We start from the raw sequence: 20,080 nt of genomic DNA on the forward strand, positions 1-20,080 counted from the left end.
TGCGGTTTCACGTTTTTCCCGTTCTCGGCGTGTGCTAGAGTAGCGGATTTGCACACGCATGTAAGTATTCGTATTCAATCGCGGACGCGCCGGATTTACGGCAAGTTTCTGGAAAGGTATCAAAGGGCTATGAAAACCGCTGAGTTGCGACAGGCATTTCTCGATTATTTCAAACAGCAAGGTCACACTATTGTTTCGAGCAGTTCGCTGGTTCCGGCGGACGATCCCACGTTGCTGTTTACCAATGCGGGAATGAACCAGTTCAAGGACGCATTCCTTGGCCGGGAGGAGCGTGACTACACCCGAGCCACCACCTCCCAGAAGTGCGTTCGTGCCGGCGGCAAGCACAACGACCTGGAAAACGTGGGCTACACCGCGCGCCATCACACCTTCTTTGAAATGCTGGGTAACTTCAGCTTTGGTGACTACTTCAAGCGCGAAGCCATCAACTACGCCTGGACCTTCCTGACCGGCGATGAGTGGCTGAAGCTGCCCAAGGAAAAGCTGTGGGTGACCGTTTACGCCGACGACGATGAAGCCTTCGATATCTGGAACCAGGAAATCGGCGTTCCGGCCGATCGCATTGTCCGCATTGGTGACAACAAGGGAGCTCGTTACGCGTCTGACAACTTCTGGCAGATGGGCGACACCGGCCCCTGTGGTCCGTGCACCGAAATCTTCTACGATCACGGCCCGGATGTGGCCGGTGGACCTCCAGGCAGTCCCGAGGAAGACGGCGACCGCTACATCGAGATCTGGAACGTGGTCTTCATGCAGTACAACCGCACCGCCGATGGCGAGATGCTGAACCTGCCCAAGCCGTCCGTAGACACCGGCATGGGGCTGGAGCGTATTACTGCCGTGCTGCAGGGCGTGCACAGCAACTACGAGATCGATCTGTTCCAGAATCTGCTGAAAGCGGCCTCTGACGTGCTCGGTGGTGTGGATGCCAGCGAGGCCAGCCTGCGCGTGGTGGCCGACCACATTCGTTCCTGCGCCTTCCTGATTTCCGACGGCGTTATGCCCTCGAACGAAGGCCGCGGTTTTGTACTGCGTCGCATCATCCGTCGCGCTGCCCGCCACGGCAACAAGCTCGGCGCTACCCAGCCGTTCTTCTACAAGCTTGCCGGCCCCCTGGCCGACCTGATGGGCGAGGCTTACCCGCAGCTGGTCAGCAGCCTGAAGCAGGTCGAAAAGGTGTTGCTGCAGGAGGAAGAGCAGTTCGCCAAAACTCTGGACAAAGGCCTGCGCCTGCTAGAGCAGGATATCGCTGAACTGAAAAGCGAAGTAATTCCGGGCGAAACCATCTTTACTCTTTACGACACCTTCGGTTTCCCGGTCGACCTGACCAACGACATTGCCCGCGAGCGTGGCCTTACTCTGGATTACGAAGGCTACGAGAAAGCCATGGAAGCCCAGCGCGACCGGGCCCGCGCCGCGAGCAAGTTCGGTATCGACTATAACGCCGCCGGGTTCAAGCTTGAAGGCAAGACCGAATTCACCGGTTACGACCACATCGACGGCCATGAGCGCATTCGTGCTGTGATTGTCGGTGGCGAAGAAAAGAATGCCGAGGCTGGTGACGAGGCTGTTGTGGTGCTGGAGCGCACACCGTTTTACGCCGAATCCGGTGGTCAAGTGGGTGACACGGGTCTGCTGACCTGGAGCGGTGGCCGTTTCAAGGTTACCGACACCCGCAAGGAAGGCGATAACCACCTTCACGTAGGCACGCTGATTGAAGGTGAGCTGTTCCCAGGCCTGGAAGTGGATGCGCGCATTGATCACGCCCGTCGTGAGCGCACCAAGCGCAATCACTCCGCCACGCATTTGCTGCACGCGGCACTGCGCAAGATTCTTGGTGAACACGTGAACCAGAAAGGCTCACTGGTGGACCCGGACAAACTGCGTTTCGATTTCTCGCACTTCGAGCCAGTTACACCAGAGCAGCTGACTGAGATCGAGCGCAAGGTGAATGAGCTGATTCTCGATAACACCCCGGTACAAACCGAAATCACGGATATGGAACAGGCCCAGGAAAAAGGTGCCATGGCTCTGTTCGGTGAGAAATACGGTGACACCGTGCGAGTGCTGAGCATGGGCACCGACAACTACTCGGTGGAACTGTGCGGCGGCACCCACGTTGGTCGCACCGGTGACATCGGCCTGTTCCGCATCACTTCGGAAAGCGGCATCTCCTCTGGCGTTCGCCGTATCGAAGCAGTGACTGGCATGGGTGCACTGGAATGGGTGGACAGCACCGAACGTACCCTGCGCGAGACCGCCGGCCTGGTTCGGGCGACCCGCGACACGGTCGTTGAGAAAGTGCAGCAAACCCTGGATCGCAGTCGTCAGCTCGAGAAAGAAGTGGATGCTCTGAAGGGCAAGCTGGCAAGTTCCGCCGGCAGTGACCTGGCGGGCTCTGCTATCGAGGTGGCCGGGCTGAAACTGGTGGCTTCCGAAATGGAAGGCGCCGATCGCAAAGCCCTGATGGAAACCGCCGATCAGCTTAAGAACAAGCTGGGTGAGGGCGTGGTTGTGCTGGCCAGTGTGGAAGACGGCAAGGTCACGCTGGTGGCTGGTGTGACCAAGTCCGCGACCAGCAAGATCAAGGCCGGTGACCTGATGAAGCACCTGGCCGCTCAGGTCGATGGCAAAGGCGGTGGCCGACCCGATATGGCCCAGGGCGGCGGTAGTGATCCGAGCAAGCTTGCGGACGCGCTGGCCGGAGTTCCTGCCTGGATTGAACAAAATATAGCATGAGCAACTGTTTGTAAGGTGGGCTAGGAGGTTATACTCCTGCTCGCTTGCTCTTGAGACTGGCGAGGCGTTGCCTCGCTGTGAGTCCCCGTTTCGGATATTGGGAAGAAAATGGCTCTGTTGGTTCAGAAATTTGGTGGCACCTCGGTTGGCACGACCGAGCGTATTGAAGCGGTTGCGGAGAAGGTCGCCCGCTTTCGAAAGGAAGGTCATGATGTAGTGGTGGTGGTTTCCGCTATGAGCGGTGAAACCAACCGGTTGATTGGTCTGGCCAGCAACATCATGGAGGAGCCGACGCCCCGGGAGATGGACGTGCTGGTGTCCACCGGCGAGCAGGTTACTATTGCCTTACTTTCGATGGCTTTGCAGAAGCGAGGTTGCGCAGCCCGTTCTTACACCGGCTCTCAGGTGCGGATCGTTACCGACAGCACCCACACCAAGGCGCGCATCAAGCAGATTGATGAGCAGCGCATGCGCGAAGACCTGGACTCAGGCCGGGTAGTGGTCGTGGCCGGGTTTCAGGGCATCGATGAGTGCGGCAACATTACCACGCTTGGTCGTGGCGGATCAGACACCACGGCGGTTGCCCTGGCAGCAGCACTGAAGGCAGACGAGTGTCAGATCTATACGGATGTGGACGGTGTGTACACCACCGATCCGCGAGTGGTCGACAGCGCCCGACGGCTGGATCGCATCACCTTCGAAGAAATGATTGAGATGGCGAGTCTGGGGTCCAAGGTTCTCCAGATTCGATCAGTCGAATTTGCAGGCAAATACAACGTTCCATTACGGGTTCTTTCCAGCTTCCAGGAAGGGGAAGGTACCCTGATCACTTTTGAGGATGAAAACGTCATGGAGCAACCGGTTGTTTCTGGCATCGCCTTTAACCGCGACGAAGCAAAACTGACCATCGCCGGCGTTCCTGATACGCCGGGGAGTGCGCTGCGCATTCTGAAGCCGGTGAGTAATGCTAATATTGAAGTAGACATGATCGTTCAGAACGTGGGTGAAGATAACAAAACCGCGTTTACCTTCACCGTGCACCGCAACGATTTCAAGCGCGCGAAGGAAGTTCTGCAGGGTGTTGCAGATGAGTTGGGCGCGCGCGAAGTCAGCGGTGACAGCAAGATTGCGAAGGTCAGCATTGTGGGTGTTGGCATGCGTTCTCACGCTGGCGTTGCCACGCGGATGTTTGAGGCGTTGTCTAACGAGGGTATCAATATTCAGATGATCTCCACGTCAGAAATCAAGATTTCCGTGGTGATCGATGAGAAGTATCTCGAGCTGGCGGTTCGCGCTCTGCACAGTGAGTTTGAACTGGATAAGCTTGCGGTGAAGGAAGAAGGTTGAAGGGGCAGTTGCCAGTTTTCAGTGGCAGGCCTAGTTAATAAGAGGCTCATTTTCTGAGCCCGAGGCGAAGTGCAGCCGTATAAGTGGTTGTGCGTCTTTAGGGCAGAACGTGACCTCGCTATAAAATACAGGTATATCAAGAACAACCATTTGTCGGAACAGGTAGCTCTGGATAGGGAGTAAGGGATATGTTGATTTTGACTCGCCGAGTTGGCGAAACCCTGATGGTCGGTGACGAAATCACAGTCACTGTCCTGGGGGTGAAGGGGAATCAGGTGCGCATTGGCGTTAACGCGCCTAAAGAAGTTGCGGTTCACCGGGAAGAAATCTATCAGCGTATACAGTCGGAGAAGGGCTCTGAGGAGCCAGAACCGGGCAACAGCTGAAAGAGAAAAAGCCGTTCGAGGGAAACCTGAGCGGCTTTTTTATTTTCTCGGCAAATCGGGATCAAAAAAAGTCGTGTCAACCCTATGAAAACAGAAATCTTATGGTAGTATACGCCCCGTTCTCAAGGAGAGGTGGGTGAGTGGCTGAAACCAGTTCCCTGCTAAGGAACCGTACGCGAAAGCGTACCGAGGGTTCGAATCCCTCCCTCTCCGCCATTTTCCTATTTTGGAAAGGAGAACAGGTTGACGTAGCACTCAACCACAGCAAGTGATGAATGCGCGGCTGTAGCTCAGCTGGATAGAGTACCTGGCTACGAACCAGGCGGTCGGAGGTTCGAATCCTCCCAGCCGCGCCACTTCTTCAACAACTTGCCCCGTTTTAAGCGGCTGTAGCTCAGCTGGATAGAGTACCTGGCTACGAACCAGGCGGTCGGAGGTTCGAATCCTCCCAGCCGCGCCATATTAAATAAAAAACCCCGCGAAGTGCGGGGTTTTTTATTGCCTGCCGAAAAGTCCCGGCTTACATGCCGTGAGGGCCCATCAGCTGGCCGCGTACCGCGCCCTTTGGAAATTCGGGGTTGTGCACGTTGATGTAGAAGTCTGACGGATTCTCCAGGATGCGCTGAACGATGCCAGCTTCGCCGGTGGGGAACTTGCCTTCCTCGCCTTCGGTCAGGCAATCAGCGGCGTCACCGTCTTCCGGCCCTGCCAGCGCTGCCACTGGAGCGCCGTTCATGCCTTTGCCCGCTTCATGGATATGGGCGGCCATGCCTTCCTTGACCGGTACGGTCTGGATGTTTTCTACCTGCACTACGTAGCACAAAGTGGTGGGATCGCCGTCGATACCGAATACGTGGGCGTAGCCCTTACCGTCGCTGTCACCGGCGGAGCCGACCATCTCCGCACCGCTCAATTTGGCGTCGAGTACGTGGTTGGTGTGACCCGCGTGGGCGGCAGAGGCGAAGCCAAGTGTTGTTGAAAGTGCTGTAGCAATCAGGGCTTTTGTTGTCTGTTTATGCATGTTGTATCTCCTTTACGATTCCGCAATAAGGTATCTGTAGCAGTAAAAGCAATAGACTGCCTAAGAAATGCGTTTATGCGATGAAAAAAGTTGCAGGCGGGCGAAAAAAAATCTGCAGGATCGGGTTAGAGTAAAAGCATGGGGTAAGCCATTGGCTGGCAGCTTACCCCGGGTGATCACCACATCAGGTCATCAGGGATCTCATAGCCGGCATACGGGTCGTCCTCACCGGTATCATCGGTTTTCCGGTCATGCAGGACCACGACGGCGGATTCGTCACGCTCCTGGATTTTCCGGGCCACCCCTTCTGCAACCAGTTCGTAGTTGTCATTCACGAACACAATGGCCAGTCGGCCTCGAGACAGCTGGTCCACCATGGTGTCGTCGACAAAGATCTTCTTGATCTTCTTGTCGTGCACAAACTGGTACGAGGTTTCGCCCCGGCTGCGGTCCAGGCGGTTGGTGCTCACCAGTTGGCGGATCTGAGCCTGGACGGCCTTCTTCTCGGCTTCTTGCTGGCGCTGCCGGTTTAGTTCGCGGTCTCGTTCGGCTTTTTCATCGCGGGCCTTGCGTGCCCGAATCTCGGCCTCGTTTTCCTGCACTGCACCCTTGGGCTGGGCCTTGCGCTTCTTGCGTTTTTCGGTGCGAATGGCTTTGGCCTTTTTCTCGTCGGCCAGGCCGGCTTTCAGTAGCTGATCCTGCAGGGAAGGCATTAGTAACTCCTCGTAGCTCCCGGTAACTCAGTTAATTGGTGACAAACTCTGGTATCCTGATGCGGTAGTATACGCCCTCACTAATGTGCCTCCACAATTCGCAGCCCCCGATTTCAGGATTTTCCCGTATGCCTTCCTTTAAAGAGTTTGGTCTTTCCCCGGCTATGGCCTCCAACCTGGAGCAGCTTGGATTCGAGCAGCCTACCGAAATTCAGGCGAAAGCCTTGCCCCCATGCCTGGCGAAAAAGGATGTCATTGCCTTGGCTCAAACCGGCAGCGGCAAGACTGCAGCCTTCGGAATTGGTCTGATCGAGCACCTGAATCTGCGTCTGTTTGCGGTTCAGGGCCTGGTGCTGTGCCCGACCCGTGAACTGGCGGATCAGGTGGCCAAGGCGCTCCGGGAGCTTGCACGCGCCCGCGATAACGTAAAGATCCTGACCCTGTGCGGTGGGGTATCGATTGGGCCGCAGATTGGCTCCTTGAGCCACGGCGCTCACATCGTGGTGGGCACGCCCGGGCGTATTCAGGATCACCTGCGCAAGGGAACCCTGAACCTGGACCGGGTAAATACTGTGGTTCTGGATGAAGCAGACCGAATGCTGGACATGGGCTTCGAAGAGGCCATGGAAGATATTCTCGGGCAGACGCCCGATTCCCGTCAGACCCTGATGTTCTCAGCCACTTGGCCTGAGACGATTCGCGCGCTCAGTGGCCGCTATCAGCGCGAACCAGAGGACGTTCGGGCCGAGGCCAAGAAGGGCAATCCCGACATCCAGGAGCTGTTCTACGAAATCGCCCCGGGCTCTGCCCAGGATGCGGTGATGGCGCTGTTGTCTGAGCGGCAGCCGACTTCCTGCATCGTGTTTTGCGCCATGAAGCAGCAGTGCGACGAGCTGGCTGAGGCGCTGCGGCAGAGCGGGTTCTCCGCACTGGCGTTGCACGGTGACCTGGAGCAGCGGGACCGCGACAGCGTGCTGGTTCGCTTTGGCAATCAAAGCTGTTCGGTGCTGGTGGCGACGGATGTGGCAGCCCGGGGCCTGGATATCAAATCCCTGCCGCTGGTGATTAACGCCGAGCCAGCCCGTGATAGCGAAGTGCATACCCATCGGGTAGGGCGCACTGGGCGAGCGGGCGAGCAGGGCCTGGCGGTGACCTTCTGCACACCCTCCAAGGGCCACAAGATCAACCGTCTGGAGTCAGATCGTGGCCAGGCAGTGGAGTGGGGTAATTCCGAGGCGCTGATGGCGGTCCCGCTGAAGCCGTTGGAGCCCGCCATGACAACCCTGTGCATCGCCGGCGGCCGCAAAGAGAAAATTCGCCCGGGGGATGTTCTGGGTGCCCTGACAGGCGAAGCCGGGATTCCGGGGAAGGCAGTCGGGAAAATCGACCTGTTCGATTTCCAGTGTTTTGTGGCCGTCGAAAGAAGTGTTGCTGCCAAGGCGCTGAAGCGACTCGAAAGTGGGCGAATCAAAGGCCGGAAAATACGTGTTCGATATGCGTGAAATGGGGCGTAGTGGCGTCCGTTAACGAGGTGTGGAACTCAGGTGAGCGGCTCGGAAACCCCGTATAGTAATTCGCATTTAGGTTGCTCATGGCCGGCTAAAACGGTAAATTACGCAGGATTTTGCCTCCCGAACCGCCTGTGTGTGGCCTAAGACTTTAGTGGAACTGGTCTAACCAGGCAAATCGGGGAAATCAACAAACCAGAAACAGGTAGCTATTCGATATGAATGACCTGATGTCACAAGCCGTGGATCTGATGATTGCCGGCATGGGATTTGTGTTTGCATTCCTGGTAGTGCTGGTATTCGCAACGCTGCTCATGTCCAAGCTGGTCGCTCGGTTTGCGCCGCCAGAGCCGGCAACCCCGGCAAAAACACCACGTGCCAAGCCCAAGGCGCCTGCGTCGGTTGATCCGGACACCGCCGAGGCCATCAAGAAGGCAATTGGACAATTCCGGTCACGCCACAAGAAGTGACCTGGTAAAAGATAGAACCTTTAAACAGAAGGCTGACACGATGACTGACACAAAGAAACCGCTGGGGATTACGGACGTTATCCTGCGTGACGCCCACCAGTCCCTGCTTGCTACACGCATGCGGCTTGATGACATGCTGCCCATTGCCGAGAAACTCGACAAGGTTGGTTTCTGGTCTTTGGAATCCTGGGGCGGAGCTACCTTCGACTCCTGCATCCGTTACCTGGGCGAAGACCCCTGGGAGCGCATTCGTGAACTGAAAAAGGCCATGCCCAACACCCAACAGCAAATGCTGCTGCGTGGCCAGAACCTGCTGGGTTACCGTCACTACGCGGACGATGTGGTCGACCGTTTCTGTGAGCGTGCTGCCGAGAACGGCGTAGACGTGTTCCGGATTTTCGACGCAATGAACGATCCGCGTAACCTGGACCGTGCCATCAAGGCCGTTCGCAAGACCGGCAAGCATGCCCAGGGCACCATCGCCTACACCACCAGCCCCGTACACACCGTCGACATGTGGGTTGAAATGGCGAAAGAAGTTGCCGACATGGGCGCGGACTCCATCGCCATCAAGGACATGGCCGGCATTCTGAAGCCGTACGTGGCTTACGATCTGGTCAGCCGTCTGAAGAAAGAGCTGGATATCCCCATCCACATGCAGTGCCACGCCACCACCGGCATGTCTACCGCTACCGCCATCAAGGCCGCGGAAGCTGGTATCGATAACGTGGACACCGCGATCTCTTCCATGAGCATGACCTATGGCCACTCGCCCACCGAGGCGGTTGTTGCCATCCTGGAAGGCACAGACCGTGATACCGGCCTGGACCTGACCCTGCTTGAAGAAATCGCCAGCTACTTCCGCCAGGTGCGTAAGAAGTACGCGAAGTTTGAAGGCAGCCTGCGTGGCACCGATTCCCGCATCTTGATTGCTCAGGTTCCGGGCGGCATGCTGACCAACATGGAAAACCAGCTGCGTGAGCAGAACGCGAGCGACAAGTTCGATCAGGTTCTGGATGAGATTCCCAAGGTTCGCGAAGACCTTGGCTTCATCCCGCTGGTCACTCCGACCTCTCAGATTGTAGGTACCCAGGCGGTACTGAACGTTCTGACCGGCGAGCGTTACAAGTCCATCTCCAAGGAAACCTCTGCCATCCTGAAGGGTGAGTACGGCGCTGCACCGGCTCCCATGAACAAGGAGCTGCAGGACCGCGTTCTGGATGGCAAGGAAGTGATGACCTGTCGTCCGGCGGATGTACTTGAGCCAGAAATGGACAAGCTGACCGACGAGCTGAAGAAGCTGGCAGACGAGAAGGGCATCAGGCTGGCTGATAATGTCGAGGACGACGTGCTGACCTATGCACTGTTCCCGCAGATCGGCCTGAAGTTCCTTGAGAACCGTGACAACCCGGATGCGTTTGAGCCAGTGCCGAGCGCTGACGATGTTGCACCTGCCAAGAAGGCTGCTGGTCCCGAGACTTACACCGTCGATGTTAACGGCAAGAAGTATGTGGTTGCTGTATCTGAAGGTGGTGAAATCACCCAGATCCAGGGCGAGGGCGGCGCAGCCTCTGCTCCGGCCGCAGCTTCTGCTGCACCTGCTGCAGGTGAAGGTGAGCCGGTTGTTGCGCCTCTGGGCGGTAACATCTTCAAGGTTCAGGTTTCCCCGGGCGATGTTGTCGAAGAAGGCGATGTGCTGATTATCCTCGAAGCCATGAAGATGGAAACCGAGGTTCGCGCACCCAAGGCCGGTACTATCGGCGAAGTCTTCATCAAGGTCGGTGACGCCGTCTCTCCTGATGATGAAATGCTGACAATCGCATAAAGGGCCAGCATTCCATGGAAAAAATTATGACGCTCTGGACAGGCAGTGGCCTGTTCAATATCGAACCAGGCCAGGTGGTGATGATTGCCATCGGTCTGCTCCTGCTGTTCCTTGCGATCCGCAAGGGCTTTGAGCCACTGTTGCTGGTACCTATTGGTTTCGGCGGCATCCTGGCGAACATTCCGGAGGCAGGGCTGGCCCTGACTGCGGCGGAAAATGCTATCCACTTCGGGTTGAAGAATGGCGCGACAGAGGTTTTGGCTGCCTTGGCAGCGCCGCTGGATGTTGCTTACCAGGCCGGGCAGGCGGCAACGCCCGAACTGAAGGAAGCCTTCAAGGTGGCGGTAAAAGAGGCCAGCTATTCCGAAATGGCGATGGCGAATGCCGTTGCCCAGGATGCCGGTTATGGCAATGGCATGCTGTATAACTTCTACTCAGTGGTTATCGGCAGCACCATCGGTCCTCTGTTGATCTTCATGGGTGTGGGCGCGATGACCGACTTCGGTCCGCTGCTGGCGAACCCGAAGACTCTGCTCCTGGGTGCCGCGGCACAGTTCGGTATCTTCGGTACCGTGATTGGTGCGGCCCTGCTGGACGCTTTCGGCATCCTGGATTTCACCATCCTGGAAGCTGCGGCCATCGGTATCATCGGTGGTGCGGACGGTCCGACGTCCATTTACGTATCCAGTGTTCTGGCGCCGCACCTGCTGGGTGCCATCGCGGTCTCGGCTTACGCCTACATGGCGCTGGTACCGATGATTCAGCCGCCGATCATGAAGGCGCTGACCAGCCACGAAGAGCGTGCGGTCAAGATGAATCAGCTGCGTCCGGTCAGCAAGAAAGAGAAGATTATCTTCCCGCTGGTAGTACTGATTGCCGTGGTTCTGTTCCTGCCTGATGCGGCTCCGCTGCTGGGTATGTTCTGCTTCGGTAACCTGATGCGTGAGTGTGGCGTTGTTGAGCGTCTGAGCGACACGGCCCAGAACGCACTGATCAACATTGTGACGATCTTCCTTGGCCTGTCTGTTGGCTCCAAGCTGATGGCGGACAAGTTCCTGGACGGCCAGACTCTGGGCATCCTGGGCTTGGGTATCGTTGCCTTCGGTGTGGGTACGGCCTCTGGCGTACTGATGGCGAAGCTGATGAACAAGTTCAGCAAGGAAGCCATCAACCCGCTGATTGGTTCTGCCGGTGTTTCGGCTGTACCGATGGCGGCACGGGTTTCCAACAAGGTTGGTCTGGAAGCTAACCCGCAGAACTTCCTGCTGATGCATGCCATGGGTCCAAACGTGGCTGGTGTTATCGGCTCTGCGGTTGCTGCTGGTGTGATGATCAAGCTGCTTAGCTGATCATTTCTCGCAGTACCGAAAACCCCGCCTTTGTGCGGGGTTTTTGTTTTTAAGACTGCCAGTTGGGAGTTCGAGCCATGGTGGGGCCTCCTTTCAGGAACCGCTACGAGCACATCCATGTGCGCTTGTTTTCGGCCATCCTTGGCCTGCAACATTCCTGAAAGGAGGCCCCACCACGGCTCTTTGATCTTTGGGGTGTTCGCTTCTGAAATCTCTAATGAAAGTTTCTTGAGCTGACCGGGAGCGTCTTGATGAGATGGCTCAGGTCGGAAAGCTTTCCTGCCATCACATGAATAATGTCGCCTTCTCGTTCCAGAATTCCTTTCACATGCAGCAGTCGGGCGGTTAACAGTGGTTTGCGCTGGCGCCGGGCGGTTTCGAGCCAGACCACCACGTTTACGTTGCCGGTTTCGTCTTCCAGGGTGACGAAGGTTACGCCGGAGGCGGAGCCGGGGCGTTGGCGGCCGGTAACCAAGCCGGCGACCTGGACGGGGCGGCCGGCTTCGGTTTGTTGGAGTTGTTCGGCGCTCAGGCAGAACTGCAGGTGGCCCTGGTCTCGGAGCAGGGCCAACGGGTGGCGTTGCAGGGTCAGGCCCTGGCTGGCGTAGTCGGCGAGTACGTTCTGGCCCTCGCTGGGCTCGGGCAATTGCTCGCAGGTTTCCTGATTGTAGGTTTCGGCTGCTTCGGCGGCGAAGAGTTCGGCTGGTTGTTCGTGGCCGAGTAGCTGCCAGTAGGCTTGGTGCCGGTTATCGGTGAAGTCGGGCATGGCGTTGGCGCCGGCGAGCAGTTCCATGTCGCGCTGGTTGAGGTCGGCGCGCTGGCGCAGTTCGCTGGTGGAGCGATAGCCTTCGGGCGGGCGCTGTTGGCATAAGCGTTCGGCACCCTTGGCGGAGAGGCCCTGGATCAGCCGCAGGCCCAGTCTCAATTTGCGCTCGGGGCCTTCCAGGGTGTGGTCCCATTGGCTGTGATTGACGTCTGGCGGCAAAGCGGCGACGCCGCGGCGGCGAGCGTCCTGGACCAGTTGAGAGGGCGAGTAGAAGCCCATGGGCTGGCTGTTCAGCAGCGCGCAGTAGAAGGCGGCCGGGTAGTGGCATTTGATCCAGGCGGAGACGTACACCAGCAGCGCAAAACTGGCGGCGTGGGATTCCGGGAAGCCATAGCCGCCAAAGCCGCAGATCTGCTGGTACAGCCGTTCGGCGAAGTCGGCATCGTGGCCGCGTTCGAGCATGCCGGTGATGAGTTTATCCCGGAACGGAGTCAGATCGCCGTGGGATTTCCAGGCGGCCATAGCCCGGCGTAGTTGGTCCGCCTCACCGGCGGAGAAGCCGGCGGCTACCATGGCGAGTTTGATGACCTGTTCCTGAAAGATGGGTACGCCCAGTGTGCGCTCGAGTACTTTGCGGATGGCGTCGTTGGGGTAGTCCACCGGTTCCAGTCCGTGCTTTCGGCGCAGGTAGGGGTGCACCATGTCGCCCTGAATAGGGCCGGGGCGAACGATGGCCACTTCGATCACCAGGTCGTAATAGGTTTCCGGTTTTAGTCTTGGCAGCATGTTGATCTGGGCGCGGGATTCCACCTGAAATACGCCGATGCTGTCACCTTTCTGGAGCATGTCGTAGGTGGCGCGGTCTTCCAGGGGGATGTCCTGCATCTGGAACGGGTGGCCTTTCTGGTCGCTGATCAGTTCTAGGGCCTTGCGGATGGCGGAGAGCATGCCCAGGGCGAGTACATCCACTTTCATCAGGCCCAGGCTTTCCAGGTCGTCTTTGTCCCACTGGATCACGGTGCGGTCGGCCATGGCGGCGTTTTCCACCGGCACCAGTTCGGCCAGCGGGCCGGAGCTGATGACAAAGCCGCCCACGTGCTGGGACAGGTGGCGGGGAAAGCCGAGCAGGGTGTTAACCAGGGTGAAGAACTGGTCCGCCACCTTGGGGTTTCGGGTCAGGCGTTTGTCGAGTACTTGTTGGCGCCAGCCGGTGGCTTGGTCGCGCCAGTCGATGCCTTCCAGCAATTGTTCTACCTGGGCCGGGTCAAAGCCCAGGGCCTTGCCGACATCACGGATGGCGCTGCGGGGGCGGTAGCGGATGACTGTCGCCGCCAGTGCTGCCCGTTCCCGGCTGTAGCGCCGGTAAATGTACTGGATGACTTCTTCCCGGCGTTCGTGTTCAAAGTCCACGTCGATATCGGGGGGCTCGTCGCGGTCTTTCGAGATAAAGCGTTCGAACAGCAGCTCGACCCGGGCCGGGTTTACTTCGGTGATGCCCAGGCAGTAACACACCGCCGAGTTGGCGGCCGAGCCCCGGCCCTGGCAGAGAATGTCCCGGCTGCGGGCGAAGGCGACGATGTCGTGAATGGTGAGGAAGTAGTGTTCGTACTTCATCTCCGAGATCAGATCCAGCTCCTTGCGGATCAGGGCCTGCACGGTCAGAGGCGTGTCCTCCGGGTAACGGCGGCGTTCGCCTTCGCGGGTGAGGCGTTTCAGGTAGGCGGCCGGGGTTTCTGCCTCGGGCACCAGGTCCGGTGGGTATTCGTAGCGCAGGCTGCCGGGTTGGAAGGTGCACTGGTCGGCAATTCGCCGGGTTTCCCGTAGCCAGGTGTCTGGAAACAGCCGTTGCAGCACCGGTGCCGGGCGCAGGTAGCGTTCGCCATTCTGGAACAGGCAGTGGCCGGCCTGTTCCAGGTTGGTGTGATTGCGCAGGGCGGTGAGCACGTCCTGCAGGGGCTGGCGTTCCCGGCTGTGCATGTGCACCTCGCCGGTGGCGGTGATCGGGCAGCGCAACTGGTCGGCCAGCCAGCGGGCCCGGGCCAGTTGCTGTTCTTCGCCGGATTCCAGGGTGCGGGCGGCAGCGATCCACAATCTTGGGTCAAACAGGCGTTGCAGCCATTCGCCACAGGCCAGGGCCTGATCGGCGTCGGCTTCGGCCAGGGTGGGCGGTAACCACAGGCACAGGCAGTCATCCAGCGCGTGAGTTTCAACGTCCCGGAAGAACAGCTGATATTGGCCTTTTTCGGCCCGGCGCCGGCCGGTGGTGATCAGCTGACACAGCTGGCCGTAGCCTCGGCGGGTGCGGGCCAGCAGAATGAACCGGGGCAGGCTGGCGCCGGGTGGGGCATCTTCGAGTTCAAACCAGCTGCCGGTAATCAGTTTTACCGGGCTGTCTTTCAGGGCAGCCCAGGCCCGGGGGATGCCGGCCACCGAGCAGGCGTCGGTGATGGCCAATGCGGCATAGCCCAGTTCCGCCGCCCGTTCGGCCAGCTCGTGGGGATGTGAGGCGCCGGTCAGGAAGGTGAAGTTGCTGAAGCAGAACAGCTCAGCGTAGACAGACCCGGTCATCAGCCAAACCATCCATGCACGAACCAGCCTTCCCGGATATCCCGGAACACCCAGGCCAGCTGGCCGCTGCTGAGTTGGGCAATGTAATAGTCCCGGTGCACCCGCTGGCCGTCCCACCAGCCACCGCTGATGCGTTCCGGGCCGGCAAACCAGGCGATGGGTGCTTCCGTGAGTGGTTGCGGCCCCTGCAGTAACCACAGCGGGCGTCGGGGCAGTTGGTTAGCCGTGGTGCCTGCTGGCCGGTTGTTGCGCTGTACCCCGGAGGCGCTCCAGGCCCGTTCCGGACGGTGGTCTGCCTGGGGCGACAGCTGTTGCAGGGCCTGATCGCCAAGCCGGGCCTGCAGTCGGCTCATCAGGGTGTGCCAGGCTTCGTTCAGATCCTGGGTTTCGCCCAGCAGATCCTGGCCGGTGTCGGCTTCCCGGCCCAGAAAGCGTTTTACGGATAACTGCAGTGAGACCACCGGTGCCCGCAACGGCTGCTGCTCAAACCGCAGGCGCACCAGATTCAGGAACGCATCAGCCCGGTGCTCAGGGCCTGAGGTTCGGATACGAATACGGGTGGGTTCTTCGTGCCGGTGCCGGAGTGCCAGCAACAGGCTGTCGGTTTCCTGCTGGCGCCAGCACAGATCTTCTTCCAGTTCCGCCAGTATGCGCTGCAGTGGGAACAACAGCCCCTGGGACAACTCTATCTCCTGCACAAAATCCGCCTGCTGCCGGAAGTGGTGCGGCGGTTGCCAGGGCGCTTGTGGGTCTGGCCGGGTGCCCTGGATCTTCTGAACCCGGGCCAGGGTTTCCGGCGACAGCCGGCGCGCCAGATCGGCCGCGGGCAGGGCAAAGACTTCTCCCAGGGTGTTCAGCCCAAGCCGTTGCAGGCGGGTGCAGGTGCGGGCATCAAACTCGGCCGCCAACAGCGGCATCTGGCTCAGGGTGCGTTGAATGTGGCCTTTGTCATCGGTGCATTCACCTTTGCCTGCACGGGCAATCAGGCGGGCGGCCAGGGGCGTGTGGCCAAGGCCGGGCCAGGCGGTAAGCTGGCGTTCGTCCAAGGCCTGTTCCACGGTTTGCCAGGCTGCGGGCAGGCCGCCATAAAGCCGTTTCAGGCTGCCGATTTCCGCCATCAGGCCATCCGGTGGTACCAGCACGATGTGGGCGGCATAGCGGTACAGCCAGCGGGCCTGATCTTCCAGAATCCGGGCTTCCTGCTGCTGGTCTGCACGCACGGTGCCCAGCTCCGGCACCAGGCTGAGGGCGGTTTTCAGACGCATGCCCGCATGCACGCCCTGGTCCCGGGCTTCCGGGCAGGCCTGTATTACCTTTTGTCCGGAGCCTTCGACAATCACCAGTGCGTCCGCTTCCTCGCGGGTGCGGCGAATGTGGTCCAGCAGCAGGTGCGGGAAGTGCAGATACAACCAGAGCATCGCGATATTACCGGGTAGAGGCGGGCCAGGGTCCCTGAACTACTCGGGGAGCCTCATGGAAGGTCAGGTCAGCTCGCTGCGCCATGGCCAGGGCACAGCGTTGGCCGGGCCAGCTGCCCCGGCGCTTCACGATGTTGATCTTCAGCTCCTGGTTGTCGCCCGGCTCCAGTTCCAGGCGCAGGGCCGCGGGTGAATTCTGGTCGGCATAGCGGCGCTCGCGAAAGAGTACACACACGTTGCTGCCGGCTTCCGCCGCCAACTGCAGCCGCCGGATATCCCGGGACGCCAGCTTGCCGGGCCAGGCCATTACCAGGCCGGTAACCGGCGAGCGCAGGCAGTTTTCCAGCGTCCACAGGAAATCACCGGCCTCGTCGGTGTGGATCATGACTACCTGATCCAGGTTCACGCCTTCCCGGGCCAGCGCCGGGGCATAGGGCATGTGTGGCGGATTCAGCCAAAACACGGTTTTTCCGCTGTGGGACAGCCGTTGCATCAAGGGCAGCAACAGGTGCAGCTCGCCGATGCCGGAGTTATCCAGCAGACACTCGCTCAACGCCCCCCGGGGCCAGCCGATGCCACCAAGCTGGTTGTCCAGGATCTGGTAGCCGGTTGGTTCCGCCGCTTGGCTGGTTGGCCGGTGCTGGTGCCCCTGCCAGACACGGGCATCCTGCATCAGCGTGTTCAGAAGTTCGCTCATGGGAAAAGTCTCAAACACTGTTTAAATATACAGTATTCTGAATAGGGGCAGATTTCAAGGTATGGGTGAGGGGAGCTGTAGGAGGATGGGTTAGGGAGGAGGGGTGTGTGGATCGCTGTCAGGTGAAATCCAGTTTCAGGCTTCAATTTGTAAAACTGATTTTCATATATTCGATATAGACTTTTTATTTTTGCGTCTAGTTAAAACCCCCTTCTATAATCGCCTGATGGTGTTGTAGGTTTACACTCTTGCAGCGTAACCAGCTGGATATTCATAACCATAAAAAGGAAAACGACATGTTGAAGCGCCGGATTCTCCTGGCTACCACAGCCGCCGCCCTGTTGTTCAGTGCTGCGGCCACCGCCCAATACAAAGATGAATACACCGTTTCCACCGTGCTGCCATCCGCGTTCCCCTGGGGGCAGGCTGCCGACAAATGGGTTGAGCTGGTTCGGGAGCGCTCAGACGGGCGCATCAACATGAAGATTTACAGCAACTCCCAGCTGGTGTCCGGGGACCAGACCAAGGAATTTTCAGCCATGCGTTCGGGCCTGATCGACATGGCGGTTGGCTCTACCATCAACTGGTCTCCCCAGGTGCCGGAGCTGAACCTGTTCTCCCTGCCGTTCCTGATGCCGGATTACGAAGCCATCGATGCCATCACCCAGGGTGAGGCCGGCGAGGCCATTTTCGCAGCGATCAAAAAGCGCGGTGTTACCCCGCTGGCGTGGGGCGAGAACGGTTTTCGGGAGCTGTCCAACTCCAAACGCAAGATTACCGCTCCTGAAGATGTTGAAGGCCTGAAAATTCGCGTGGTGGGTTCCCCGCTGTTCCAGGATACCTTCACGACACTGGGCGCAAACCCGACTCAAATGAGCTGGGCCGATGCCAAGCCTGCGCTGACCACCGGCGCCGTTGATGGCCAGGAGAACCCAATCTCAGTATTCGACGTGGCTCGTATTGATCAGGTGGGGCAGGAGCATCTCACTCTGTGGCATTACATGGCCGACCCGCTGGTATTCGCGGTGAGCAACCGGGTATGGAGCCAGTTCAAACCGGAAGACCAGGCTTTGCTCAAGCAGGCAGCCATTGATGCCGGCCAGTGGGAAATTGAAAAATCCCGTGGCGAACTGGAAGCGACCCTGGCGGCTATCAAAGAGCGTGGTGTGCAGGTGGTTGAACTGAGCCCGGAGCAACACGCCGCTTTTGTTGAGGCGACCCGTCCTGTGTACGACAAGTGGACCGACCGCATTGGTGAAGAGCTGGTAGAACAGGCCCAGGAAGCTGTAGCTAACCGCTAATCCCTAACACCAGGCTCTGTCTGTTAAAGCACCTGTCGGCTGACGGGTGCTGCTATTCAATCCGGAGTTTTCATGTCTGCTCGCCCCCCGAAGTTCAGGCCTGATGCCTGGCTGGCCGCCCTGGCTTTGATTGGAATTTGTGTCATCAGTTTGGGCAACGTCATTGTCCGTTACACGACCGATGCCTCGTTTGCCTTTACCGAAGAGTATTCCGTGTTCCTGCTGGTAGTGCTGACCTTTGCCGGTGCTGCGGTTGCCGCCCGCCACAACCAGCACATTCGTATCGAGCTGATTGAAGACGTCCTGTCACCATCCTTAAAGAAAGCCGTGTTTGTGCTGCAGTGGCTGGCCGGGGTCACCGTGATGGGCATCACCGTGTGGTACGGCAGCAAGTTTGCGCTGGAGGAGTATCAGTGGGAGTCGCTGTCGCCGGGGCTGGGATTGCCAAACTGGATCTACGTGATCTGGCTGCCGGTGTTGTCGCTGGCCATCATCATCCGGATGACTCAGAACCTCATTGATCGCCTGCGCGGCAAGGTTGATCCGGAGGTTGTCCATGAGTCCTGATCTGCTACTGATAGGCAGCTTTCTGCTGGCGCTGTTACTGGGTGTGCCGGTTGCGATCGCCCTTGGCCTGGGCGGCGTGGTGGGCATTCTGGCGGGCCTGTCACCGGACATGCTGGCAACGCTGGGCACCAACACCTACAACAGCGTGGCCAAATACCCGCTGATCGCGATCCCGTTGTTTATCCTCACCGGGCTTATTTTCGAGCGGGCCGGGGTGGCAGCCAGCCTGGTGCGCTTTGCCCAGGCCATCATTGGTCCCCGCCATGGCGGGCTGACCGTGGTTGCTGTGCTGGTCTGCCTGATCATGGGTGGCATGAGTGGTTCGGGCCCGGCGGACGCAGCTGCCGTGGCCATGGTGATGTTGCCGAGCATGCGCAAGGCCGGCTACCCGCAACCGTTTTCTGCGACCCTGATTGCGGCATCGTCTTCAACCGCCATACTGATTCCGCCGTCCATTGCGCTGATCCTCTATTCAATTGTAGTGCCGGGTGTAGACCTGCGCGCATTGTTTGCTGCCGGAGTATTCCCCGGCATTCTGGCCGGTTTGTCTCTGCTGGTGCCGGCCCTGTTTCTGGCCCGCAAGTACCGCTGGGAAGACCCGAAAGACTCTGAAAGGCCACCGTTCTGGCCCAGCTTCAAGGCGGCGTTGCCGGCGCTGTTTGCCCCGGTGATCATTCTGGGGGGGCTGCGGTCCGGGCTGTTCACCCCTACAGAGGCCGCCGTGGTGGCGGTGACTTACGGGGTGATCGTAGGCTGCCTGGTGTATCGCAACCTGAGCATTCGCAACCTGTTTGACCTGATCACCGATGCCGCCGTGACCTCCGGTGTGGTCATGCTGATCATCGCATTGGCTGGTATCTTCGCCTGGGCTGGAACTACCCTGGGTACCTTCCAACATCTGGCTGATGCCTTGCTGTCGCTGTCCGATAACGGTTGGGTGTTGTTGGGACTGGTGATGGTGCTGGTACTGATCGCCGGCATGCTGTTGGATGCGGTATCGATCTACCTCATCCTGATTCCCATTGTGCTGCCGCTGATGAACCACTTTGGCTGGAACCCGGTGTGGTTTGGCATCCTGCTGGCCATGAACATTGCCATCGGCCAGTTCACCCCTCCCGTGGCCGTCAACCTGATGGTGACCACCCGCATTGCCAATATCCGGCTGGAACACACCCTGGGCTGGGCTCTGGTGTTCATCGCCGCCATGGGCGTTAGCTTACTGCTGGTGATGCTGTTGCCAGGGATTGCCTTGTGGCTACCGGACAAGCTCGGGTTTGTGGTGGGGCAGTGGTAGACCTGATGAGGTGAAAGCGAAGTCGCGGCAGGGTGGGCTTGATAATGTGCGCCTTGGCACCCACGCTAGTAACACAGTTATCAACCAGGG

The 20,080-nt window shown here is 59.0% G+C and carries 15 protein-coding genes and 3 tRNA genes; 13 read left to right on the plus strand and 5 right to left on the minus strand.

What is annotated here, in order from left to right; translation table 11 throughout:
• Positions 1-129: 129 nt before the first annotated feature.
• The 6 genes from alaS (at position 130) to QUE89_RS06885 (ending at position 4,953) form a co-directional block, all read left to right on the plus strand.
• On the plus strand, positions 130-2,760 hold the full coding sequence (alaS, locus tag QUE89_RS06860; RefSeq protein ID WP_286222461.1) for an alanine--tRNA ligase: 2,631 nt from the start codon (positions 130-132) through the stop codon (positions 2,758-2,760).
• A gap of 108 nt (positions 2,761-2,868) precedes the next feature.
• Positions 2,869-4,107: an aspartate kinase gene (locus tag QUE89_RS06865; RefSeq protein ID WP_286222462.1), complete on the plus strand. Its 1,239-nt coding sequence runs from the start codon at positions 2,869-2,871 to the stop codon at positions 4,105-4,107.
• A 188-nt stretch (positions 4,108-4,295) separates the two neighbouring features.
• Complete coding sequence (gene csrA, locus QUE89_RS06870; RefSeq protein WP_007155535.1) at positions 4,296-4,493, plus strand: carbon storage regulator CsrA; 198 nt, start codon at positions 4,296-4,298, stop codon at positions 4,491-4,493.
• A 126-nt stretch (positions 4,494-4,619) separates the two neighbouring features.
• Positions 4,620-4,709: transfer RNA gene (locus QUE89_RS06875), tRNA-Ser, on the plus strand.
• Between the two features lie 63 nt (positions 4,710-4,772).
• Positions 4,773-4,849, plus strand: a tRNA-Arg gene (locus QUE89_RS06880).
• Between the two features lie 27 nt (positions 4,850-4,876).
• Positions 4,877-4,953, plus strand: a tRNA-Arg gene (locus QUE89_RS06885).
• A 60-nt stretch (positions 4,954-5,013) separates the two neighbouring features.
• On the opposite strand, the gene QUE89_RS06890 is transcribed toward QUE89_RS06885, so the two are convergent.
• Entirely contained in the window at positions 5,014-5,514 is a 501-nt protein-coding gene (locus QUE89_RS06890) for a CHRD domain-containing protein (protein ID WP_286222463.1), read from the minus strand.
• A gap of 176 nt (positions 5,515-5,690) precedes the next feature.
• Positions 5,691-6,227 (minus strand): DUF2058 domain-containing protein, encoded by a 537-nt coding sequence (locus QUE89_RS06895; RefSeq protein WP_286222464.1) that lies wholly within the window; start codon positions 6,225-6,227, stop codon positions 5,691-5,693.
• 128 nt (positions 6,228-6,355) lie between these two features.
• Here QUE89_RS06895 and dbpA point away from each other — a divergent pair, with 128 nt between their 5' ends.
• From dbpA to QUE89_RS06915, 4 genes are all read left to right on the plus strand, one after another.
• A complete protein-coding gene (gene dbpA, locus QUE89_RS06900) occupies positions 6,356-7,729 on the plus strand; it encodes an ATP-dependent RNA helicase DbpA (protein WP_286222465.1) in 1,374 nt (457 codons plus the stop codon).
• Positions 7,730-7,953: 224 nt separating this feature from the next.
• The gene (locus tag QUE89_RS06905) at positions 7,954-8,205 is read left to right on the plus strand and encodes an OadG family protein (RefSeq protein WP_041342560.1); all 252 of its coding nucleotides are present in this window, start codon (positions 7,954-7,956) and stop codon (positions 8,203-8,205) included.
• A 40-nt stretch (positions 8,206-8,245) separates the two neighbouring features.
• Positions 8,246-10,030 carry a sodium-extruding oxaloacetate decarboxylase subunit alpha gene (gene oadA / locus QUE89_RS06910; RefSeq protein WP_286222466.1) on the plus strand — a complete coding sequence of 595 codons (1,785 nt, stop codon included), beginning with the start codon at positions 8,246-8,248 and terminating at the stop codon, positions 10,028-10,030.
• Positions 10,031-10,044: 14 nt separating this feature from the next.
• A complete protein-coding gene (locus tag QUE89_RS06915; RefSeq protein WP_286222467.1) occupies positions 10,045-11,379 on the plus strand; it encodes a sodium ion-translocating decarboxylase subunit beta in 1,335 nt (444 codons plus the stop codon).
• 214 nt (positions 11,380-11,593) lie between these two features.
• On the opposite strand, the gene QUE89_RS06920 is transcribed toward QUE89_RS06915, so the two are convergent.
• Genes QUE89_RS06920 through imuA form a run of 3 tightly spaced genes read right to left on the minus strand, consistent with a single transcriptional unit; the run spans position 11,594 to position 16,828 of the window.
• Complete coding sequence (locus tag QUE89_RS06920) at positions 11,594-14,713, minus strand: error-prone DNA polymerase (RefSeq protein ID WP_286222468.1); 3,120 nt, start codon at positions 14,711-14,713, stop codon at positions 11,594-11,596.
• Positions 14,713-16,131 carry a Y-family DNA polymerase gene (locus tag QUE89_RS06925; RefSeq protein ID WP_286222469.1) on the minus strand — a complete coding sequence of 473 codons (1,419 nt, stop codon included), beginning with the start codon at positions 16,129-16,131 and terminating at the stop codon, positions 14,713-14,715. Before QUE89_RS06925 ends, QUE89_RS06920 begins: the two co-directional genes overlap by 1 nt.
• Before the next feature lie 7 nt (positions 16,132-16,138).
• A complete protein-coding gene (gene imuA, locus QUE89_RS06930; RefSeq protein WP_286222470.1) occupies positions 16,139-16,828 on the minus strand; it encodes a translesion DNA synthesis-associated protein ImuA in 690 nt (229 codons plus the stop codon).
• 296 nt (positions 16,829-17,124) lie between these two features.
• Between imuA and QUE89_RS06935 the strand changes: the two genes are divergently transcribed.
• From QUE89_RS06935 to QUE89_RS06945, 3 genes are all read left to right on the plus strand, one after another.
• Positions 17,125-18,129: a DctP family TRAP transporter solute-binding subunit gene (locus QUE89_RS06935; RefSeq protein ID WP_286222471.1), complete on the plus strand. Its 1,005-nt coding sequence runs from the start codon at positions 17,125-17,127 to the stop codon at positions 18,127-18,129.
• Between the two features lie 72 nt (positions 18,130-18,201).
• Positions 18,202-18,696, plus strand: a complete 495-nt coding sequence (locus QUE89_RS06940) for a TRAP transporter small permease (RefSeq protein ID WP_286222472.1) — start codon at positions 18,202-18,204, stop codon at positions 18,694-18,696.
• Complete coding sequence (locus QUE89_RS06945; RefSeq protein ID WP_286222473.1) at positions 18,686-19,990, plus strand: TRAP transporter large permease; 1,305 nt, start codon at positions 18,686-18,688, stop codon at positions 19,988-19,990. Before QUE89_RS06940 ends, QUE89_RS06945 begins: the two co-directional genes overlap by 11 nt.
• The last annotated feature ends 90 nt before the right edge of the window (positions 19,991-20,080 follow it).

It is taken from the genome of Marinobacter sp. LA51 (assembly GCF_030297175.1).
GTDB classification, from domain to species: domain Bacteria; phylum Pseudomonadota; class Gammaproteobacteria; order Pseudomonadales; family Oleiphilaceae; genus Marinobacter; species Marinobacter apostichopi.

Coding starts and splice junctions, on each gene's coding strand:
- dbpA (WP_286222465.1), top strand. CDS start 6,356: ATGCCTTCCTTTAAAGAGTTTGGTCTTTCCCCGGCTATGGCCTCCAAC.
- QUE89_RS06915 (WP_286222467.1), top strand. CDS start 10,045: ATGGAAAAAATTATGACGCTCTGGACAGGCAGTGGCCTGTTCAATATC.
- alaS (WP_286222461.1), top strand. CDS start 130: ATGAAAACCGCTGAGTTGCGACAGGCATTTCTCGATTATTTCAAACAG.
- QUE89_RS06935 (WP_286222471.1), top strand. CDS start 17,125: ATGTTGAAGCGCCGGATTCTCCTGGCTACCACAGCCGCCGCCCTGTTG.
- imuA (WP_286222470.1), bottom strand. CDS start 16,828: ATGAGCGAACTTCTGAACACGCTGATGCAGGATGCCCGTGTCTGGCAG.
- QUE89_RS06905 (WP_041342560.1), top strand. CDS start 7,954: ATGAATGACCTGATGTCACAAGCCGTGGATCTGATGATTGCCGGCATG.
- QUE89_RS06865 (WP_286222462.1), top strand. CDS start 2,869: ATGGCTCTGTTGGTTCAGAAATTTGGTGGCACCTCGGTTGGCACGACC.
- QUE89_RS06920 (WP_286222468.1), bottom strand. CDS start 14,713: ATGACCGGGTCTGTCTACGCTGAGCTGTTCTGCTTCAGCAACTTCACC.
- QUE89_RS06940 (WP_286222472.1), top strand. CDS start 18,202: ATGTCTGCTCGCCCCCCGAAGTTCAGGCCTGATGCCTGGCTGGCCGCC.
- QUE89_RS06890 (WP_286222463.1), bottom strand. CDS start 5,514: ATGCATAAACAGACAACAAAAGCCCTGATTGCTACAGCACTTTCAACA.
- oadA (WP_286222466.1), top strand. CDS start 8,246: ATGACTGACACAAAGAAACCGCTGGGGATTACGGACGTTATCCTGCGT.
- QUE89_RS06945 (WP_286222473.1), top strand. CDS start 18,686: ATGAGTCCTGATCTGCTACTGATAGGCAGCTTTCTGCTGGCGCTGTTA.
- QUE89_RS06895 (WP_286222464.1), bottom strand. CDS start 6,227: ATGCCTTCCCTGCAGGATCAGCTACTGAAAGCCGGCCTGGCCGACGAG.
- QUE89_RS06925 (WP_286222469.1), bottom strand. CDS start 16,131: ATGCTCTGGTTGTATCTGCACTTCCCGCACCTGCTGCTGGACCACATT.
- csrA (WP_007155535.1), top strand. CDS start 4,296: ATGTTGATTTTGACTCGCCGAGTTGGCGAAACCCTGATGGTCGGTGAC.